Origin of the sequence: Streptomyces lomondensis (assembly GCF_014651035.1) — a bacterium.
GTDB classification, from domain to species: Bacteria; Actinomycetota; Actinomycetes; order Streptomycetales; family Streptomycetaceae; genus Streptomyces; species Streptomyces lomondensis.
The window spans coordinates 92,809-110,462 of the sequence record NZ_BMWC01000005.1 but is presented as its reverse complement, the minus strand read 5'-3'; the positions used below and the strand labels follow the sequence as shown (position 1 = coordinate 110,462).

14 protein-coding genes are annotated in these 17,654 nt (G+C 73.5%); 10 read left to right on the top strand and 4 right to left on the bottom strand.

The features are described 5' to 3' along the window. Nucleotides 1–12 precede the first annotated feature (12 nt). From IE255_RS18865 to IE255_RS18840, 6 genes are all read left to right on the top strand, one after another. Nucleotides 13–1,020, top strand: a complete 1,008-nt coding sequence (locus IE255_RS18865; RefSeq protein WP_190051484.1) for a hydroxyacid dehydrogenase — start codon at nt 13–15, stop codon at nt 1,018–1,020. Between the two features lie 138 nt (nt 1,021–1,158). After that, a complete protein-coding gene (locus IE255_RS18860; protein ID WP_190051483.1) occupies nt 1,159–2,484 on the top strand; it encodes a radical SAM protein in 1,326 nt (441 codons plus the stop codon). 290 nt (nt 2,485–2,774) lie between these two features. After that, the gene (locus IE255_RS18855) at nt 2,775–4,268 is read left to right on the top strand and encodes a cellulose-binding domain-containing protein (RefSeq protein WP_190051482.1); all 1,494 of its coding nucleotides are present in this window, start codon (nt 2,775–2,777) and stop codon (nt 4,266–4,268) included. Nucleotides 4,269–4,453: 185 nt separating this feature from the next. Continuing rightward, nucleotides 4,454–5,560 (top strand): ribosome small subunit-dependent GTPase A, encoded by a 1,107-nt coding sequence (rsgA, locus tag IE255_RS18850; RefSeq protein ID WP_190051481.1) that lies wholly within the window; start codon nt 4,454–4,456, stop codon nt 5,558–5,560. Nucleotides 5,561–5,667: 107 nt separating this feature from the next. Beyond that, nucleotides 5,668–7,107 (top strand): DNA-3-methyladenine glycosylase 2 family protein, encoded by a 1,440-nt coding sequence (locus IE255_RS18845; RefSeq protein ID WP_190051480.1) that lies wholly within the window; start codon nt 5,668–5,670, stop codon nt 7,105–7,107. Next, on the top strand, nt 7,104–7,616 hold the full coding sequence (locus IE255_RS18840; RefSeq protein WP_190051479.1) for a methylated-DNA--[protein]-cysteine S-methyltransferase: 513 nt from the start codon (nt 7,104–7,106) through the stop codon (nt 7,614–7,616). The genes IE255_RS18845 and IE255_RS18840 overlap by 4 nt, the downstream gene beginning before the upstream one ends. A gap of 4 nt (nt 7,617–7,620) precedes the next feature. On the opposite strand, the gene IE255_RS18835 is transcribed toward IE255_RS18840, so the two are convergent. After that, nucleotides 7,621–8,103: a DUF456 domain-containing protein gene (locus IE255_RS18835; RefSeq protein ID WP_190051478.1), complete on the bottom strand. Its 483-nt coding sequence runs from the start codon at nt 8,101–8,103 to the stop codon at nt 7,621–7,623. A 1,159-nt stretch (nt 8,104–9,262) separates the two neighbouring features. On the opposite strand from IE255_RS18835, the gene IE255_RS40370 reads away from it, so the two are divergent. Together IE255_RS40370 and IE255_RS18825 are read left to right on the top strand one after the other, a co-directional pair. Then, on the top strand, nt 9,263–10,405 hold the full coding sequence (locus IE255_RS40370; protein ID WP_444546189.1) for a protein phosphatase 2C domain-containing protein: 1,143 nt from the start codon (nt 9,263–9,265) through the stop codon (nt 10,403–10,405). 65 nt (nt 10,406–10,470) lie between these two features. Continuing rightward, nucleotides 10,471–12,213 (top strand): pyruvate dehydrogenase, encoded by a 1,743-nt coding sequence (locus IE255_RS18825; RefSeq protein WP_190051476.1) that lies wholly within the window; start codon nt 10,471–10,473, stop codon nt 12,211–12,213. A 62-nt stretch (nt 12,214–12,275) separates the two neighbouring features. Here the strand turns inward: IE255_RS18825 and IE255_RS18820 are convergent, their stop codons facing one another. Further along, complete coding sequence (locus IE255_RS18820; RefSeq protein WP_229906474.1) at nt 12,276–13,616, bottom strand: helix-turn-helix domain-containing protein; 1,341 nt, start codon at nt 13,614–13,616, stop codon at nt 12,276–12,278. 233 nt (nt 13,617–13,849) lie between these two features. Here IE255_RS18820 and IE255_RS18815 point away from each other — a divergent pair, with 233 nt between their 5' ends. Beyond that, a complete protein-coding gene (locus IE255_RS18815) occupies nt 13,850–14,473 on the top strand; it encodes a hypothetical protein (RefSeq protein WP_190051474.1) in 624 nt (207 codons plus the stop codon). A 415-nt stretch (nt 14,474–14,888) separates the two neighbouring features. Beyond that, entirely contained in the window at nt 14,889–15,380 is a 492-nt protein-coding gene (locus IE255_RS18810) for an ATP-binding protein (RefSeq protein ID WP_229906473.1), read from the top strand. Nucleotides 15,381–15,437: 57 nt separating this feature from the next. Here IE255_RS18810 and IE255_RS18805 read toward each other — a convergent pair whose 3' ends face one another. Both IE255_RS18805 and IE255_RS18800 read right to left on the bottom strand, forming a co-directional pair. Next, nucleotides 15,438–16,478 (bottom strand): DUF2637 domain-containing protein, encoded by a 1,041-nt coding sequence (locus IE255_RS18805; protein WP_190051473.1) that lies wholly within the window; start codon nt 16,476–16,478, stop codon nt 15,438–15,440. A gap of 305 nt (nt 16,479–16,783) precedes the next feature. Beyond that, a complete protein-coding gene (locus IE255_RS18800; RefSeq protein ID WP_190051472.1) occupies nt 16,784–17,635 on the bottom strand; it encodes a (2Fe-2S)-binding protein in 852 nt (283 codons plus the stop codon). Nucleotides 17,636–17,654 lie beyond the last annotated feature (19 nt).

Sequence of the window (17,654 nt, the reverse complement as noted above, 5' to 3'; positions counted from 1 at the left end):
AAGGTCACCTCCTTGAGCCAGCGCCCCCAGGCACTGTTCGCCATGGCCGCCGAGAACGTGCCGCAGGTCTTCCCGCCCGAGGTGCTGGCGCGGCTGCGGACGTCCCTGGACATCGATCCCGCCCTCGTGGCGCAGGACTTCACCCACCCGCGTGTCCTCGACGCGCTCGCCCGGACCGAGATCCTGGTGACCGGCTGGGGCTGCCCCCGGCTCGACGAGGCGGTCCTCGACGCGGCGCCCCGGCTGCGCGCGGTGCTGCACTCGGCCGGCTCGGTGAAGTCCTTCGCCACCCCCGGGATCTGGCGGCGCGGCATCGCCGTCTCCTCGGCCGCCGCCGCCAACGCGGTGCCGGTGGCCGAGTACACCCTCGCCATGATCCTGCTCGCCGGGAAGGACGTCCTCGCCGCCCGCGAGCGGATGCGCACGGCCCGCACCTCCTCCGGCTGGGGCATCGTCCCCGGCATCGGCAACCACGGCCGCCGCGTCGGCGTCGTCGGCGCCTCCCGCATCGGCCGCCGCGTCCTCGACCTGCTGCGCCCCTTCGACCTGCGGCCCGCGCTCACCGACCCGTACGTCGACGAGCAGGAGGCCGCCGCGCTCGGCGTCCCCCTGCTGCCGCTGGACGAGCTGCTGCGCACGTCCGACATCGTCACCGTGCACGCCCCCGAGACACCCGAGACCCACCGCATGATCGGCCGCCGCGAGCTGGCCCTGATGCCGGACGGGGGCGTGCTGATCAACACCGCCCGGGGCGCGCTGGTCGACCACGACGCCCTCGTGGCGGAGCTGCGCTCCGGGCGCCTGACCGCGATCCTCGACGTCACCGACCCCGAACCGCTCCCCGCCGACTCGCCCCTCTACGACCTGCCCGGGGCCTTCGTCACCCCGCACCTCGCGGGCTCCCAGGGCAACGAACTGGCCCGGCTCGGCCTGACGGTCGCGGAGGAGGCCGAACGGCTGCTGGCCGGACGGGACCTGGCGCACGCGGTCGATCCGGCGGCGCTGGAGCGCGCGGCCTGAGCGACGACCGCGGCCCGCAATCCCGGTATATGGCTATGAAAACGGCATTACGCCTGCCCGGGGGGACCCGGTACCGCCCCCGCACACCCATGGGCATACCGTGAGGAGTCGTACGTCCGAGCCGGGAGGAGAGACGGGATGGGCAGCGGCAGCCGTACCGCGCTGGTCGAGGATCTGATGGAGCGATTCCCGCACGTCCCGCGGGAGGCCGTCTTCAAGGAGGACCTGCTCCGGGGCGGCGTGGCCTTCGACCCGTCCGCGCTGAGCGACAACGAGGGCGGCGAGGTCAAGCCGAAGTCGTACTTCATCTTCTCCTTCGACCACGGCACCCTGCCCGAGCTGGGCGAGGCCGCGCTGCGCCGGCCGCCCGAGGAGATCATCCTCACCGGCGGCCCGTACGACCTGCGCCGCACGGTCGTCTCGGTCCGCGTGAACCCGTCCTCGCCGTACCGCGTCGCCGCGAACGAGGACGGCGTGCTCGGCCTCTATCTCGACGGCAAGCGGATCTCCGACGTCGGCGTGCCGCCGATGCCCGAGTACTACCGGCACACCCTCGCCAGCGGGAAGTCGGTCATGGAGGTGGCCCCGACCATCCAGTGGGGCTACCTGATCTACCTGACCGTCTTCCGGGTCTGCCAGTACTTCGGCGCCAAGGAGGAGTGCCAGTACTGCGACATCAACCACAACTGGCGCCAGCACAAGGCCGCCGGCCGCCCCTACACGGGGGTGAAGGACGTCGAGGAGGTCCTCGAAGCCCTGGAGATCATCGACCGCTACGACACGGCGAAGACCTCCACCGCCTACACCCTCACCGGCGGCGCCATCACCAAGACGGTCTCCGGCCGCGACGAGGCCGACTTCTACGGCCACTACGCCAAGGCCATCGAGGAGCGCTTCCCCGGCCGCTGGATCGGCAAGGTCGTCGCCCAGGCGCTGCCGCGCGACGACGTCCAGCGCTTCAAGGACTACGGCGTGCAGATCTACCACCCCAACTACGAGGTGTGGGACGAGTACCTGTTCAAGATGTACTGCCCCGGCAAGGAGCGCTACGTCGGCCGCGACGAGTGGCACAGGCGCATCCTCGACTCGACGGAGGTCTTCGGCGCGCGCAACGTCATCCCCAACTTCGTGGCGGGCGTGGAGATGGCCGAGCCGTTCGGCTTCACCACGGTCGACGAGGCCATCGCCTCCACCACCGAGGGCCTGCGCTTCTTCATGTCCCACGGCATCACGCCCCGCTTCACCACGTGGTGCCCGGAGCCCACGACCCCGCTCGGCAAGGCCAACCCGCAGGGCGCCCCGCTGGAGTACCACATCCGCCTGCTCCAGGCGTACCGGCAGACGATGGAGGACTTCGGCCTCTCCTCGCCCCCCGGCTACGGCCCGCCCGGCGCCGGCAACGCGGTCTTCTCGGTCAGCTCCTTCATGGACAGCCTGCCCGCGGACGAGCCGGTCGAGGTCTGACGGGGCCGCGCCCGAAGAGGTCCCCGGTATCGAAACGGTCTCCGATCGAGACGTCCTGGCGTTCCGTACGTATCCACTCCCGGAGTCGGGAGTACCGCGGGTCGGGCGAGAAGACAGAGCGGGCGCGCGGCCGGGCCGGTCAGTCCGGCCGCGCTACCATGGTCCGGGATTTGAATACGCGGCTTGTCAGTTGTGTTGGCGGCGTGAAAAGCTCGTTTCCCGCCCCGAGGTTCCCCCCAACTCCGCTGCCAATATGGTGAGTTGACCTCGCTTGTGGATGCAGGAGACTCATGCCCGACCTGCCGACCCCTCAGGACGCCACCGAGGCCGCGCTGTTCTCCGAATGCTGGGACGCGGTGCTCGCGTACGCCGACCTGTGCACGTCCGGTTCCACCGCCGCCGCACAGCTCGGCCGCGAGGCGTTCGCGCACGGCATACGCGAGGCCCGCGCCGCCGAGACCGGCCCGGTCCGCACCGCCGGCCGCCGCCCCGCCCGGCTGCCCCGCATACCCCTGCTGCTGACCGCCGTACGCACCACGGCCGCGGCCTGGGAGGAGAAGGGGCAGGGCCACAAGCTCGACCCCGACCTGCGCCTGTGGCTCAACTCGGACAAGGCCGCCCGCTACACCGGCCCGCCCCTCCAGCGCCCCCTCGCCCTGCGCGGCCTGCGCGACCTCCAGCAGGCCGACGCGGAACTGCTGTGGCTGGCCGAGGTGGAGGCGCTGCCGCTGTCCCTGGTCGCCCGCCGCCTGTCCCTCGACCCGGCCACCGCCGCCGAGGAACTCCAGCAGGTGCGCACCCTGTTCCGGGACCGCTGCCACCGCAACCACCTCGACACGCCGATGGACGCCCAGTGCCGCAGCTACGCCCGGCTGCTGGACGCCGTCACCCGCTCCGCCGCCGGCGACACCCCGAAGGACCTCTCCCGGCACCTCGCCACCTGCGTGCAGTGCGCCGAGGCCGCCGCCTGCCTGCGCCTGCACGGCGGAGGCCTGCCCGGGGCGCTGGCCGGCGGGGTGATCGGCTGGGGCGGCCTCGCCTACCTGGAGCGCCGCCGCCGCGCCGCCGAGGTGCGGCTCGGTGCCGGGCGGCCCGGCTCGGCCGACCAGGGGACCGAAGACCCGCAGGACGGTGAGCAGAAGACGCGCGTCGCCCGCAGCGGCCTCCTCGTCGCCGCCGTCCTGGTCTCCCTGCTGGCGCTCGGCGTCTCGATGATGCCCTTCGGCGGCTCCGGCGACGATCTCGGGGCCCGCGACGACGCCGGCCGTCAGCCGGTGGCCGACCCCGGCCCGTCCCTGCCGTCCGCCCCCGCCCTGCCGCCCGCGACCTCGAAGCCGGCCGACGAGGCCACCGGGGACACCAAGCGGCCCGAGGAGCCCGGCGAGCCGGAGCGCAGCGACCGCCGGACCGAACCGCAGGGCACCTCCTCGCCCACCGACCGGACCGAGCCCGACGAGAGCGAGGACCCCGTCTGCCGGGTCGCGTACGACCTGGTGAACCAGTGGCCCGACGGCTTCCAGGCCACCGTCACCGTCACCAGCACCAAGGCCCTCGACTCCTGGCGCGTGTCCTGGTCCTTCCGGGACGGCCAGTACGTCGGCCAGATGTGGGACGCCACCGTCTCCCAGGAGGGCTCCCGGGTCACCGCCACCGCCGCCGACTACAACAAGTCGGTCCCCGCGGGCGGCGACCTCGGCTTCGGCTTCCTCGCCTCCTGGCGCGGCAAGAACTCCCCGCCGTACGACTTCACGTTGAACGGGCAGGACTGCGCGAAAAGCGGTTGACGCGACACCGTCGCGACGGGATACCGTTGCGGCGGTTCTGCAGGAGTCGAGGAACGAGGAGGTGTTGACCGATGGCTGTCATGGCGATGGGCGCTGCCCGCATCCAGTTCATCAAGTCCACCTCCGTGGCCGCCGGCTGATCCGACCGACTGTCGGGCCGGGGCCGACCTTGGGAAGGGTCACCCTTGACTTCCAGCTCCGCCTCATCCGTTTCCTCCGCGCTCGCTCCCTACGGCTGGGACGACGCGTGGGCGGACGAGTTCTCCCCCTACGCCACCGAAGGACTGCTGCCCGGACGCGTGATCCGGGTCGACCGCGGGCAGTGCGACGTCGTCACCGCGGACGGCGTGCTGCGCGCCGACACGGCGTTCGTCACCCCGCACGACCCCCTGCGGGTCGTCTGCACCGGCGACTGGGTCGCCGTCGAACCCGGCGGGAACCCGCGCTACGTCCGCGCCTACCTGCCGCGCCGCACCGCGTTCGTCCGCTCCACCTCCTCCAAGCGGTCCGAGGGGCAGATCCTCGCGGCCAACGTCGACCACGCCATCGTCGCCGTGTCCCTCGCCGTCGAACTCGACCTCGGCCGCATCGAGCGGTTCCTCGCGCTCGCCTGGGAGTCCGGGGCGCAGCCCGTCGTCGTCCTCACCAAGGCCGACCTCGTGCCGGACGCCGTCACCCTCTCGCACCTCGTCCAGGACGTGGAGACCAGCGCGCCCGGCGTGCCGGTGGTGCCCGTCAGCGCCAGGGACGGGGACGGGCTCGACGTGGTCGCGGCGATCGTCGGCGGCGGTACGTCCGTGCTGCTCGGACAGTCCGGCGCGGGCAAGTCCACCCTCGCCAACGCGCTGCTCGGCGAGGACGTCATGACCGTCCAGGCCGCCCGGGACGTCGACGGCAAGGGCCGCCACACCACGACCACCCGCAACCTGCTCGCCCTGCCCGGCGGGGGCGTCCTCATCGACACGCCCGGGCTGCGGGGCGTGGGACTGTGGGACGCCGAGACCGGCGTCGGGCAGGTGTTCTCCGAGATCGAGGACCTGGCCGAGCGGTGCCGCTTCCACGACTGCGCCCACGAGGCCGAGCCGGGGTGCGCCGTGCTGGCCGCCGTCGACTCCGGTGAGCTGCCGGAGCGGCGGCTGCACAGCTACCGCAAGCTCCTGCGGGAGAACCAGCGGATCGTCGCCAAGACCGATGCCCGGCTCCGTGCGGAGATCCGCAAGGACTGGAAGCGGAAGGGGGCGATCGGCAGGGCCGCGATGGAGGCGAAGCGCGGACCGCACTGGCGTTCGTAGCGGCCCCGGGCCCCGTCGGCCGGGGTCTCGCCGGCCCCGGCCCCGTGCCCGATCGCGGTGTCCGATTTCCGCCAGCAGCACCCCGGCCGACGGCGGAGACTGGAGCCGTGACAGACCAGGAAACGGATCAGGACACGGACCAGGAAACGGACGAGGACACCAGGTACGAGGCCGTACGCAGCCGGGACGCCCGTTTCGACGGCGTGTTCTTCTTCGCCGTCGAGACCACCGGCATCTACTGCCGGCCGAGCTGCCCCGCGGTCACCCCGAAGCGGGCCAACGTACGGTTCTTCGCCACGGCCGCCGCCGCGCAGGGCTCGGGCTTCCGGGCCTGCCGGCGGTGCCGCCCGGACGCCGTGCCCGGCTCCGCCGAGTGGAACGTCCGCGCGGACGTGGTGGGCCGCGCCATGCGGCTGATCGCCGACGGCGTCGTCGACCGCGAGGGCGTCGCGGGTCTCGCCGTACGGCTCGGCTACAGCGCCCGGCAGGTGCAGCGGCAGCTCACCGCCGAGCTCGGCGCCGGGCCGGTCGCCCTCGCCCGGGCCCAGCGGGCCCACACCGCCCGCGTCCTGCTCCAGACCACCGGGCTGCCGGTCACCGAGATCGCGTTCGCGTCGGGCTTCGCCAGCGTGCGGCAGTTCAACGACACGATCCGCGCCGTGTACGCGTCCACCCCGAGCGAGCTGCGCGCCGCCGCGCCGAAGAACGACCGGGGCCGTCGTACGGCCACCCCGAGCGCCGGCATCCCGCTCCGGCTCGCGCACCGCGGCCCCTACCAGGCCGGCCCCGTCCTCGACCTGCTGGCACGCGAGGCCGTGCCCGGTGTCGAGGAGGTGAGCGGCCCGCCCGGAGCGCGCACCTACCGGCGCACGCTGCGCCTCCCGTACGGCACCGGCATCGCCGCCGTCGACGAACGGCCCGGCACCGCGCGGACCGGGCTCGGCGCCCACCCGGGCGGCTGGCTCGACGTCCGGCTGCACCTCACCGACCTCCGCGACCTCACCACCGCCGTACAGCGGCTGCGGCGGCTGTTCGACCTCGACGCCGACCCCTACGCCGTCGACGAGCGCCTCGCCGCCGACCCGAGGCTCGCGCCCCTGGTCGCCGCCCGGCCCGGGCTGCGCTCGCCGGGCACCGCCGACCCGGAGGAACTCGCCGTGCGCGCCCTGGTCGGCCCGGCGGAGGCCGAACGGCTCGTACGGCGCTACGGCAAGGCCCTCGACGCCCCCTGCGGCACCCTCACCCACCTCTTCCCCGAGCCCGCCGTCCTCGCCGGGGCCGAGCCCGGCGGCCCCCTCGGCGCCCTCACCGCCGCCCTCGCCGACCACGCCGTACGCCTGGATCCGGGCGCCGACCGGGACGACGCCGAGGACGCCCTGCGCGCCCTGCCCGGCCTGGACGCCCGTACCGTCGCCGAGATCCGCGCCCGCGCCCTCGGCGACCCGGACGTGGCCCCGCCCGGGCTCGACGTCCCCGACAGCTGGCGCCCCTGGCGCTCGTACGCCCTGAACCACCTGCGCGCAGCAGGGGAGTGGGAGTCCCGATGACCCATGTGACCGATCCGTCCAGTCCGACCTATTGGACGAGCGTGGCGAGCCCCGTCGGGCCGCTGCTCCTCACCGCCGCCCCGACCGGCGAACTGACCTCGCTGTCCGTGCCCGGGCAGAAGGGCGGGCGCGAGGTGCGGGACGACTGGCGGCGCGACCCCGGGCCGTTCCGCGAGACCGAGGAGCAGCTCGCCGCCTACTTCGCCGGGGAACTGAAGGAGTTCCGGCTGACCTGGCGCACCGAGGGCACCGCCTTCCGGGAGAAGGTCTGGGCCGCGCTCGACGACATCCCCTACGGATCGACCGTGACCTACGGCGAGATCGCCGCGCGGATCGGAGCGCCCCGGGCGGCCGTACGGGCCGTCGGCGGGGCGATCGGGGCCAATCCGCTGCTGGTGGTGCGGCCGTGCCACCGGGTGATCGGGGCGGACGGGGCGCTGACGGGCTATGCGGGCGGCCTGGACCGCAAGGTGCGGCTGCTGACGCACGAGGGTGTGCTGCGCCCCTGAGGCCTCAGCCCCAGAAGACCGCGCCCACCCAGGCCGCCGCGATCAGCTGGCAGGTGAACAGTTCGGCCAGGACGCCGGAGCCGCCCGAGCGCATCGCCGTGCGCAGGGCCGCGACCGCGTCGCCGTGACGGCCGAGACGGAGCCGCTCGGCGAGGTAGAGGCCGGCCAGGAAGCCGGGGATCGCGCCGAGCACGGGGAGCAGGACGAAGCCGAGGGTGGAGCCGGCTCCGGCGTACGCCAGCATGCGGCCGTCGGCGCCGCTCGCGCGCAGTCGCCGGGGCGGCAGGGCCCAGCGCACGGCCTGGGAGACGAGCAGCAGGACCGTGGCGCCCACCAGCACCCACCACGCGACGGGCTGCGGATCCTGCAGCGCCCACCACAGGACCGCGGCCCAGACCAGCCACGACCCCGGCATCGCGGGCAGCAGCACTCCGCACAGACCGAGCAGGATGACCAGCCCGACCAGCAGGAGCTCCCACACTCCCATCTGACCAGACTGCCGGAATCCGTGAGAAGACGCAGGTCAGGAGCGTGGCAGCGCCCCAGACCCGCAGGTCAGCCGGTCGCGGCCCCCGGGGCGCCGCGGTATCGGATGGCCGTTCTACGGCTCACTCGACGTGCCGTTCGTCGCGGGGTGGCGGGCCGGTTTTTCCACAAGCACCGTTTTCATCCGGCTCGTGCGGTGGACAATTAGGGGCATGAGCCAGCAGGGGGGAAGGCCCACCGGTCACGAGGACGACTGGTGGGGGCAGTTGTACGACTCCACCGGCGACACGGGCCCCGCACCGGCCCCCGATTCCCTGGACGACCGTTTCGCCTCGGCGGCGGGGGCGGTGGGCGACCAGGGCGCTTCCGCGGCGAGCGACGAGCGGCCCGGTCCCGGCAGGGACGCGGTGACCGATCGGCCGTACCGCGGGGGAGCGGATCCGGTGGTCCCGATGCCGAGGGCCGGGGCCGACGACGTGCGGGACGCGCCGGCCGCCCCGCGTCCCACCGACCGGGCCCCATGGCGCGCCCCCTGGGAACCCCCGCCCGCCCGGCCCACGGGCCCGGTGACGTTCCCGACCCCCACGAAGCCACCGGACCGCGCGGAGCGGCCACCCGAGCGGCCATCCGGGGGCGGCGCGGCTCCACCGTCCGGGCCATCCGGGGTCGACGCAGCCCCGCCGTCCGGGCCATCCGGGGTCGGCGCAGCCCCGCCGTCCGGGGCTCCGAGGCCGTCGGCAGGTCCGGGGCAGACGTCCGCGACTGCGCCCGCCGGGTCGTCGGGGGCTCCGAGGCCGTCGGCAGGTCCGGGGCAGGCGCCCGCGGCTGCTCCCGACCGGCCGTCGGAGAGTCCGAGGCAGATGTCCGCGACGAGTCCCGCCCGGCCGTCCGAGCCCCCCAGGTCATCGGCAGGTCCGGGGCAGACGCCCGCGACTGCTCCCGCCCGGCCGTCCGAGCCTCCCAGGCCGTCGGCAGGTCCGGGGCAGGTGTCCTCGACACCTCCCGCCTCGCCGTCCGGGCCGGGGTCTCCCGAGAAACCGCGGCAGGCCCCCGCCGCGACGCCCTCCCTCCCTCGGACGCCCCCGGCCCCGCCGGCGGTCCCCCCGCCGCCCCCGGTTTCTCCCGCCTGGCCGGGCCCCGAGGACCGTCGCCCCGCCGCGGTGGCCGAGTCGCCCCAGGGCGCCGCGCCCTCCGCAGCCGCCGCCGAGCCGGCCACGGCCGCGTTCCCCGCAGTCGCCGGCCCGCCGCCCACACCACCACCCCCCACCGAACCACCGCCCACCGAACCCCCACCCGACAACCCCGGCCCCCGCATCGAGCCCCCCGCCACCGGCCCCCGGCCCCGTGGCCACGTCGGCTCCCGGCCCCCCACCTACGACGCCGAACCCACCGCCCTGCCCCCCGCGGACCCCGACGATCTCGACGACCTCGTCGCGGACACCGTGCTCGACGGGGCCCGGTACGGCTCCTGCACGCTGCGGGCCGTGTCCCTGCGCGGGGACTCGGCGCGGTACCGGGGGGAACCGCGCCGGGACTCGCTGCTCACCGCCCGCTTCGGCACCGGCGAGCAGGCGCTGCTGCTGGTGGCGATGGCGACCGGGGCCCGTGCCACACCGGGCGCGCACCGGGCCGCCGCCGAGGCGTGTCACTGGATCGGGCGGGCCGTGGGGCGCAGTCACACCCGGCTCGTGGAGGACATAAGGGCCGGCCGGCGCGGCGACCTCAAGTCCGGCCTGCACCGCCTCACCGACCGCAGCCTCGGCAAACTCCGCGCCAGCGCCGCGGAACAGGGCGTCGACCCGGAGGAGTACGCGGCCGGCCTGCGCTGCCTGCTGCTGCCGGCCGACCCCGAATGCCGTACCCGCGTCTTCTTCGGCGTCGGGCCCGGCGGCCTGTTCCGGCTGCGCGAAGGCGAGTGGCAGGACATCGAACCGCAGGTCACCGACGTCAGGGGCGAACCGGTCCTGGGCTTCGGCTCGCCGCCCTCCGAGACCCCCGAGGGCGACCGGCTCACCATGGACCTCGGCATCCCGACCCCGCCCAGCCCCTACGAACCGGCCCCGGAACCACCCCGCGAGCCCTTCCGCTTCCGCACCTCCGTCGCCCGCCCGGGCGACACGCTCCTGATGTGCAGCAGCGGCCTCGCCGATCCGCTGCGCGGCGAACCCGAGCTGTGTGAGTACCTCGCCGACCGGTGGTCCCGTCCCGAACCGCCCGGCCTCGCGGCCTTCCTCGCCGACTCCCAAGTACGGGTCAAGGGATATGCCGACGACCGTACAGCCGCCGCCGTGTGGGAGGCGTGACCGCGCCCGGTGTGACTTGATGGAACCCGGAGGGATCCAGGAGACCGAAGGGGCAGACGAGGACCATGGCCAAACAGAACGTCGCGGAACAGTTCGTCGACATCCTGACCCGCGCCGGGGTCAAACGCCTCTACGGCGTCGTCGGCGACAGCCTCAACCCCGTCGTCGACGCCGTCCGCCGCAACTCCGCCATCGACTGGATCCACGTCCGGCACGAGGAGACCGCCGCGTTCGCCGCCGGGGCGGAAGCACAGATCACCGGCCGGCTCGCCGCCTGCGCCGGCTCCTGCGGGCCCGGCAACCTCCACCTCATCAACGGCCTCTACGACGCCCACCGCTCCATGGCCCCGGTCCTCGCCCTCGCCTCGCACATCCCGTCCAGCGAGATCGGCCTCGGCTACTTCCAGGAGACCCACCCCGACCGGCTGTTCACCGAGTGCAGCCATTACAGCGAGATGATCTCCAGCCCGCAGCAGATGCCGCGGCTGCTCCAGACGGCCATCCAGAACGCCGTCGGCCGCAGCGGCGTCAGCGTGGTCACTCTGCCCGGCGACATCGCCGACCGGCCCGCCCCCGAGCAGGCCGCCGAGACCGCCCTCGTCACCTCCCGGCCGACCGTCCGCCCCGGCGACGCCGAGATCGACCGGCTCGTCGAGATGATCGACGAGGCCGACAAGGTCACCCTCTTCTGCGGCAGCGGCACGGCGGGCGCGCACGCCGAGGTCATGGAGTTCGCCGGGAAGATCAAGTCCCCGGTCGGGCACGCCCTGCGCGGCAAGGAGTGGATCCAGTACGACAACCCCTTCGACGTCGGGATGAGCGGCCTGCTCGGCTACGGCGCCGCCTACGAGGCCACCCACGAGTGCGACCTGCTGATCCTGCTCGGCACCGACTTCCCCTACAACGCCTTCCTCCCCGACGACGTCAAGATCGCCCAGATCGACGTCCGGCCCGAACACCTCGGCCGCCGCTCGAAGCTGGACCTCGCGGTGTGGGGCGACGTACGGGAGACGCTGCGCTGCCTGATCCCGCGCGTCAAGGAGAAGAAGAACCGCCGCTTCCTCGACCGGATGCTGAAGAAGCACGCGGATGCGCTGGAGGGGGTGGTGAAGGCGTACACCCGCAAGGTCGACAAGCACGTGCCGATCCACCCCGAGTACGTGGCGTCCGTGCTCGACGAAGTCGCCGCGGACGACGCCGTGTTCACCGTCGACACCGGCATGTGCAACGTCTGGGCCGCCCGCTACATCTCGCCCAACGGCCGCCGCCGCGTCATCGGTTCCTTCTCCCACGGCTCGATGGCCAACGCGCTGCCCATGGCGATCGGCGCGCAGTTCACCGACCGCGAGCGGCAGGTCGTGTCGATGTCCGGCGACGGCGGGTTCTCCATGCTGATGGGCGACTTCCTGACGCTGGTGCAGTACGACCTCCCGGTCAAGGTCGTCCTCTTCAACAACTCCTCCCTCGGCATGGTCGAGTTGGAGATGCTGGTCGCCGGGCTCCCGTCCTACGGCACCACCAACAAGAACCCCGACTTCGCCGCCGTCGCCCGGGCCTGCGGCGCCTACGGCCTGCGCGTCGAGAAGCCCAAGGACCTCGCCGGCGCCCTCAAGGACGCCTTCCAGCACAAGGGCCCGGCCCTCGTCGACGTCGTCACCGACCCCAACGCCCTGTCCATCCCGCCGAAGATCAAGGCCGAGATGGTGACCGGCTTCGCCCTGTCCGCCTCCAAGATCGTCCTGGACGGCGGCGTCGGCCGCATGCTCCAGATGGCCCGCTCCAACCTGCGCAACGTCCCGCGGCCCTAAGCCTCGTCGCGGGCCCCCAGTCGAAGACACGTCACTTGTTCTTGGAGAGACAGCAGAGGCGGTCAGCTGTACGGCGTCCACTGGCGCGCCGACGTGTCGTACATGTAGCGGGGCAGGCCCTCGATGCCGCTGGTGCGGAACGGGCGGCCGTCGTCGTCGATGCGGACCGTGCCCCGGCGGCCCTGGGAGGACCAGTCCAGCTCCAGGTACCAGCGGCAGTCGCAGCCTGCCGTCCGGGCGGTGACCAGCAGCACCTCGGGGTCCTGGGCCGAGACGCGGTACGGCATGCGTACGGCCGGGATCGGCGTGCCGGCATCGCTCCCGGGGACGGCGTGGGCGAGGGGGCGGTCCTTGTCCAGGTTCACGGTGAAGTGGCGGGGGGTGACGGATCCGCCGCAGCCCTGGTTCATGGCGTAGGCGTTTCCCTGGACGGGTGCCGCGCGCCCGACCACGCGCACGCGGAGCGTGTGCAGCACCACGGCCGTGTCGGACCGCCCCTGCACCGACAGCTCGACGATCGTCTCGCCGCCGTGCACCGCGCCGTGGGCCGCCGCCCAGACGCCGGCGTCCTGCGGGGCGGGGGGCGGGGCGACCCGGCTCGGCGGCCTGGCGATGACGTAGTCGTGACCGCAGCCGAGGTTCCAGGCCTGGGAGTCGGCGGACCAGGTGAGGGGTGTGCCGGAGGGCGCTTTGCCGGTGGGCGGGGTGGTGCGGGAGGAGGGGGCGGGGGAAGGCTCCTTCTTCTCCTTTTCCTTGGGGGTGGCGGACGGGGAAGGCCGTTCGGCGGTGGGGGAGTCGTCGGGTGTGGGCGAGGCGGTGCGGCGGTCCGGTGCCTCGGCTTCCGTCGTGCCGGCAGCGGAGGGGCCGGCGGCACGGGCGCGGTCGTCGGCGGGCGTCCGACGGCCGTCCGGCAGCGCGGCGAGGCTTCCGAGAGTTGCGAGTAACGCGCAGGCAGCCGCCAGCCCGACCGCGAGGCGTCTGCGGCGGTACCAGGGGCCGCGGGGGAGCGGGGGCTCGCCGGACGGGCCCGTCTCCTGCCCTACCGCGGTGCCGTCCGCCGCGTCCGCCGCGTCTTCCTCCGCCGCCTCGGCGGCGACCGCGCCCTCCTCGGCCGTACCCGCCGCGCTCGCCGTGCGGGGCCGCTGCCGCGCCGCCACCGCCAGCAGCCAGCGGCGGTGGAGCTCCAGACGTTCCTCCGCGGACGCCCCGCACAGGGCGGCGAAGCGCTCCACGGGAGCGAAGTCGACGGGGACCGCATCGCCCGCGCAATAGCGGTGCAGGGTCGAGGTGTTCATGGCCAGACGGCGGGCCAGTGAACCGTAACTGCGGTCCGTGCGTTCCTTCAGCGTCCTCAGCAGCGCCGCGAACTCCCCGACGTCGTCGACGTCGTCCTGTACCGACACCGTTTCCCCCGCCCTCTCAGCTCCACCCGGCCCGGAACGGCATCCCAGGCACCCCATGTACCTGCACGTCAGACGGGCTGGGATGGTTCCACCGTGCCGGATCGAACGCGGGCTGTTGCGTCCGCCCGGTGTGACCGCTGATGCTTCTGGTGTCGCACCGAGCAGGTCCGGGCCGACCAGCCGGCCTCGCGGCGGCATCGACCATCCACGCATTCACCCACGGGGGAACACTTATGCCCAAGCACGTCCGAGCGAGCGCGCTCACCGCACTCACCGTCGCCGCCCTCGCGGTCGGCACGGTCCTCACGGCACCGGCCGTGAGTGCCGCGCCGAAGGCCGCCGCACCGAAGTTCCTGTCGGCTTCCCAGCTGCCGCCGCACCCGACCTCGGACTGGACGGCCGGCCCGGTCACCGAGGGGTTCCCGGAGGCACTCGGCTTCTGCGTGAGCACGGAGGGCGTGCCCTCCTACGACTACCGGCACCGGGAGTTCCGCACCGACCTGGACACCAACGCCGTGCAGCTGACCGTCGTGGCGGACACAGCCGCCCTGGCCAAGGCCCTGGCGAAGCACTACGACGACCTGATCCGCACCTGCGCCGACCGCATCGAGGAGAACGACCCGGACGTCGAGGCCGAGGGCCGGGACTACGGTTCGCTGCCGGTCGAGGAGGGCGCGCGCGTCCGCGGCCTGCACACCGAGACGTCCTGGGGCGCCACCGACATCAACCTGCTCTCCGTCGGACGGGACGGCAGGACCGTCACCGTCGTGCAGTGGGGGCAGATGGGCGACTTCGGGGACGCCCCCGTGGCCGCCTTCAAGAAGACGACCACCACCGCCGTCGACAAGCTCCACTGACGGAAGGGACCGGGCCGTCCTCCCGCCACGGGGGTCGGGAGGACGGCCCCGCACCCACCGGGGAGCGGAGGCGACCGTCGTACTTCGGCCAACTTCGCCGGACCGCCGTGCGCGCGGACCAGCCGTCCCAGCCCTTCGCCGCGTACGCAGAGATCGGCAGCCGGGCATCGGCACATCGTCCGATCCACGGCGGTCAGGCTCCGCCGCACGCCCCGCACCGGATACCCTCTTGTCCCCCTCCCCACCGCCGCCGTACTGCTCGACGGCCCTCCGCCCGGCCCGCCGGCCCCGTCCTGATGGCCGAACACCCCGGCGTTGACGATTCGGCATGACTGTCGCGTGTCCGACGGGGCATGGATCCCCGTGAACGTGTTCGAGCAGGAGGGGAACCGACATCGGCGCGCGGGCGGGGGTCATGGAGAGGCAGGCACGAGGAGGCGGCCCCGTAGCGATAGGGGCCTTCTCGGCGAAGACGGTGGAGGACAGGGCCGACGACGTCACGGAGCAGGTGCCGGCGCCTCAGCTGAGGCGCAGACTCGGGCGGGCGGACCTCAGGGCCGTGCCGGAAGCCCGCAGGGCCCTGCGCGAGTTGCTCGGGCAGTGGACCAGGCCCGACCGATCAGATCTTCCCGACATAGCGGAACTGCTCACCAGCGAGCTCGTCACCAACGCGATCGTCCACACCGACCACGACGCGGTCCTGACGGCCACCGTGGGGCCCCGCGGACTGCGCGTGGAGGTACGGGACTTCGTGGCCCGCAGACCCCGGCTGCGCCGGCCGGTCGCCGACGACGGCACGAACGGCAGGGGCCTGTTCCTCGTGCAGTCCCTCGCGGACGCCTGGGGGGTCAGGGCCCACGGGGTGGGCAAGGCCGTCTGGTTCGAGCTGGAGGCCGGGGCGGCGTGAACGCCGAAGGGGGCGCGGCCCGCAGGCCACGCCCCCTCCTCTTGCGCTGCGGCTCGGTCAGCCGAACTGCTGCTCCAGGTCCTTGAGCTTGCGCTCCAGGGAGTCGAGACGCGGCAGCGCCATGGTGTCGTCCTCCGCGGTGAGGTCGACTGTCACCGGGTCAGCCCCGTGGCGAACGGGCTGAAGGGAGGGACGCGAGCGGACGGGCAGTTGTTCCGGCGCGGATATGGCAGGCTCCGCGGAGACCTGCGAGGAGCCTCGCTCCACCTGCACCTCCAGCTGCCGGCCGCCGCCGCGGCCGAGGTAGCCGCGGTGACCGCGGCTGATCGCCTTCAGCTGGGCCCGCTCCACGCGCTGCTGGTCGCGGCGCCGCTGCCGGTCCGCGTCCTTCTTGCGCTTGTCCTCGCGGACCTCGTCGACCGCCTCGTCGAGGCTGCGCACACCTTCCAGCAGCATCAGCGACCAGGCCCTGTACGTCTCCCGGGGGGCCCGCAGCCAGCGCACGATACGGATCTGCGGCAGCGGGCGCGGCACCAGGCCCTGCTCGCGCAGGGCGGCCCGGCGGGTCTGCTTCAGCGCGCGGTCGAACAGGACCGCCGCCGAGAGGGACATGCCGGCGAAGAAGTGGGGGGCGCCGTCGTGGCCGACGCCCCTGGGTGCGTGCACCCAGTTGAACCAGGCCGCGGCGAACGCGAACGTCCAGACCAGTATCCGGGAGCCGAGTGCGGCGTCACCGTGGCTGGCCTCGCGCACCGCGAGGACGGAGCAGAACATCGCCGCGCCGTCCAGGCCGAACGGGACGAGGTACTGCCAGCCTCCGGACAGGCCGAGGTTCTGCTCGCCGAAGCCGACCAGGCCGTGGAAGGAGAGGGCGGCGGCGACGGCCGCGCAGCAGAACAGAAGGACGTAGGAGACGGTGCCGTAGAGGGCCTCCTTGCGTCTGCGGCGTTCCTCGCTGCGCTCCCAGGAATCGTCCGCGCTCGTGTCCTTGACCGAGGAGCGCTTGCCGCGCGCGAGCACCGCCACCGCCGCCAGCATGCCCAGGAGAAGCACGGCGCCCGGAAGCAGCCAGTTCAGCGATATGTCGGTCAGTCTCATCTTGGGTGGTCCCTTGCATTGGGATAGGGCGTAACGCCCGCCATAGTGGCCCAATCCCATCGGCCCTCAGGGGGTTTCGGGGCAAGAGGCCGCCAAGGAAGTGCAAGGGAATGCCCAGGGCGGCGTTCTGCTCGAACTGCCGCTTGAGGGGCGGGAGTTGAGTTCGAGCAAGAGTACCCGTACGAGTGGTTCTCCGGAAAGTTCCCGTGACCCGTGAGGAAGTTGTGAATCGCCTGTGGGCGTGTGGGTGTCCGGTTCCGCGATGATCCTACGGGACGGCCGGAGCGGCCTTGTTCAAAAGAGCGTCAACTGGCCGTCGCCAGCAGCTTGGTGACCCGGTCCGCGTCGCAGGTGCGCGGGCAGGTCGCGCAGGTGTCCTCCGGGCGCAGTGTGTAGAACATGCAGCAGCTCGCGCGGTCCCGGGTGCGCAGGGGCTCGCCGCCCGGGCCGGTCAGCTCCCGGAACGCCGCCGTGCCGACATACGGCTTCGTCGCGCCCGGCAGGAGCAGCTCCAGCTCGCGCATCGCGCGCCGCTCCTCGATCTCGCCGAGCAGCTGGGCGACGTACCACAGGCCCTCGACGATCTCGTCGGTCGCCATGCCCCACAGGGCCCGGCCGCGGCGCCGCATCCGGGGGCCGAAGCCGGTCAGGACCGGCTCCAGGTGCTCGGCGACCGCCGAGCGCACCTCGGCGCGCAGCGCCTCCTCGTCGGGGACGACCCGGGCGCCGGGGAGCGCGGCGGCCTCGTCGCCGGGCAGGCAGGAGAAACCGGCCGGGCGGACCGCCATGCGGCCGAGGGCGTGGCCGGGGTCGGTGCGGTCGTACGAGACATGCGTCACGGGGTAGCGGGGGACCCTGCGGTGCAGGAACCAGGGCACGGTGATCAGGAGGCAGGCGGGCCAGGCGTAGCGGTGCAGGCCGAAACTGGCGACGACGTCGGGGCGGGCCCGCTGGGCGTAGTCCCGTTCGATCTGTGCCTCGTCCCAGGCCAGGAACGTGTCCAGGGCGGGGCCGGCGGCCGCGAGGTCGTCGGCGGTGATCCAGCCGCCGCCGTGCGGGGTGTCCTCTTCGGGGGTCAGTTCGGTGACGGCGAGCCCCGGGAGGACCTCGGCCAGGCGGGCGTAGGCGCCGGAGACGGCCGAACGGGGCACGGGCATGTGATCACCGATCCACGTC

Bases quoted from the DNA above. Each gene is read 5' to 3' on its own strand.
- IE255_RS18860 (WP_190051483.1), top strand. From the start codon at position 1,159: ATGGGCAGCGGCAGCCGTACCGCGCTGGTCGAGGATCTGATGGAGCGA.
- IE255_RS18840 (WP_190051479.1), top strand. From the start codon at position 7,104: ATGACCCATGTGACCGATCCGTCCAGTCCGACCTATTGGACGAGCGTG.
- IE255_RS18815 (WP_190051474.1), top strand. From the start codon at position 13,850: ATGCCCAAGCACGTCCGAGCGAGCGCGCTCACCGCACTCACCGTCGCC.
- IE255_RS18825 (WP_190051476.1), top strand. From the start codon at position 10,471: ATGGCCAAACAGAACGTCGCGGAACAGTTCGTCGACATCCTGACCCGC.
- IE255_RS18835 (WP_190051478.1), bottom strand. From the start codon at position 8,103: ATGGGAGTGTGGGAGCTCCTGCTGGTCGGGCTGGTCATCCTGCTCGGT.
- IE255_RS18855 (WP_190051482.1), top strand. From the start codon at position 2,775: ATGCCCGACCTGCCGACCCCTCAGGACGCCACCGAGGCCGCGCTGTTC.
- IE255_RS18800 (WP_190051472.1), bottom strand. From the start codon at position 17,635: ATGCCCGTGCCCCGTTCGGCCGTCTCCGGCGCCTACGCCCGCCTGGCC.
- IE255_RS18805 (WP_190051473.1), bottom strand. From the start codon at position 16,478: ATGAGACTGACCGACATATCGCTGAACTGGCTGCTTCCGGGCGCCGTG.
- IE255_RS18810 (WP_229906473.1), top strand. From the start codon at position 14,889: ATGGAGAGGCAGGCACGAGGAGGCGGCCCCGTAGCGATAGGGGCCTTC.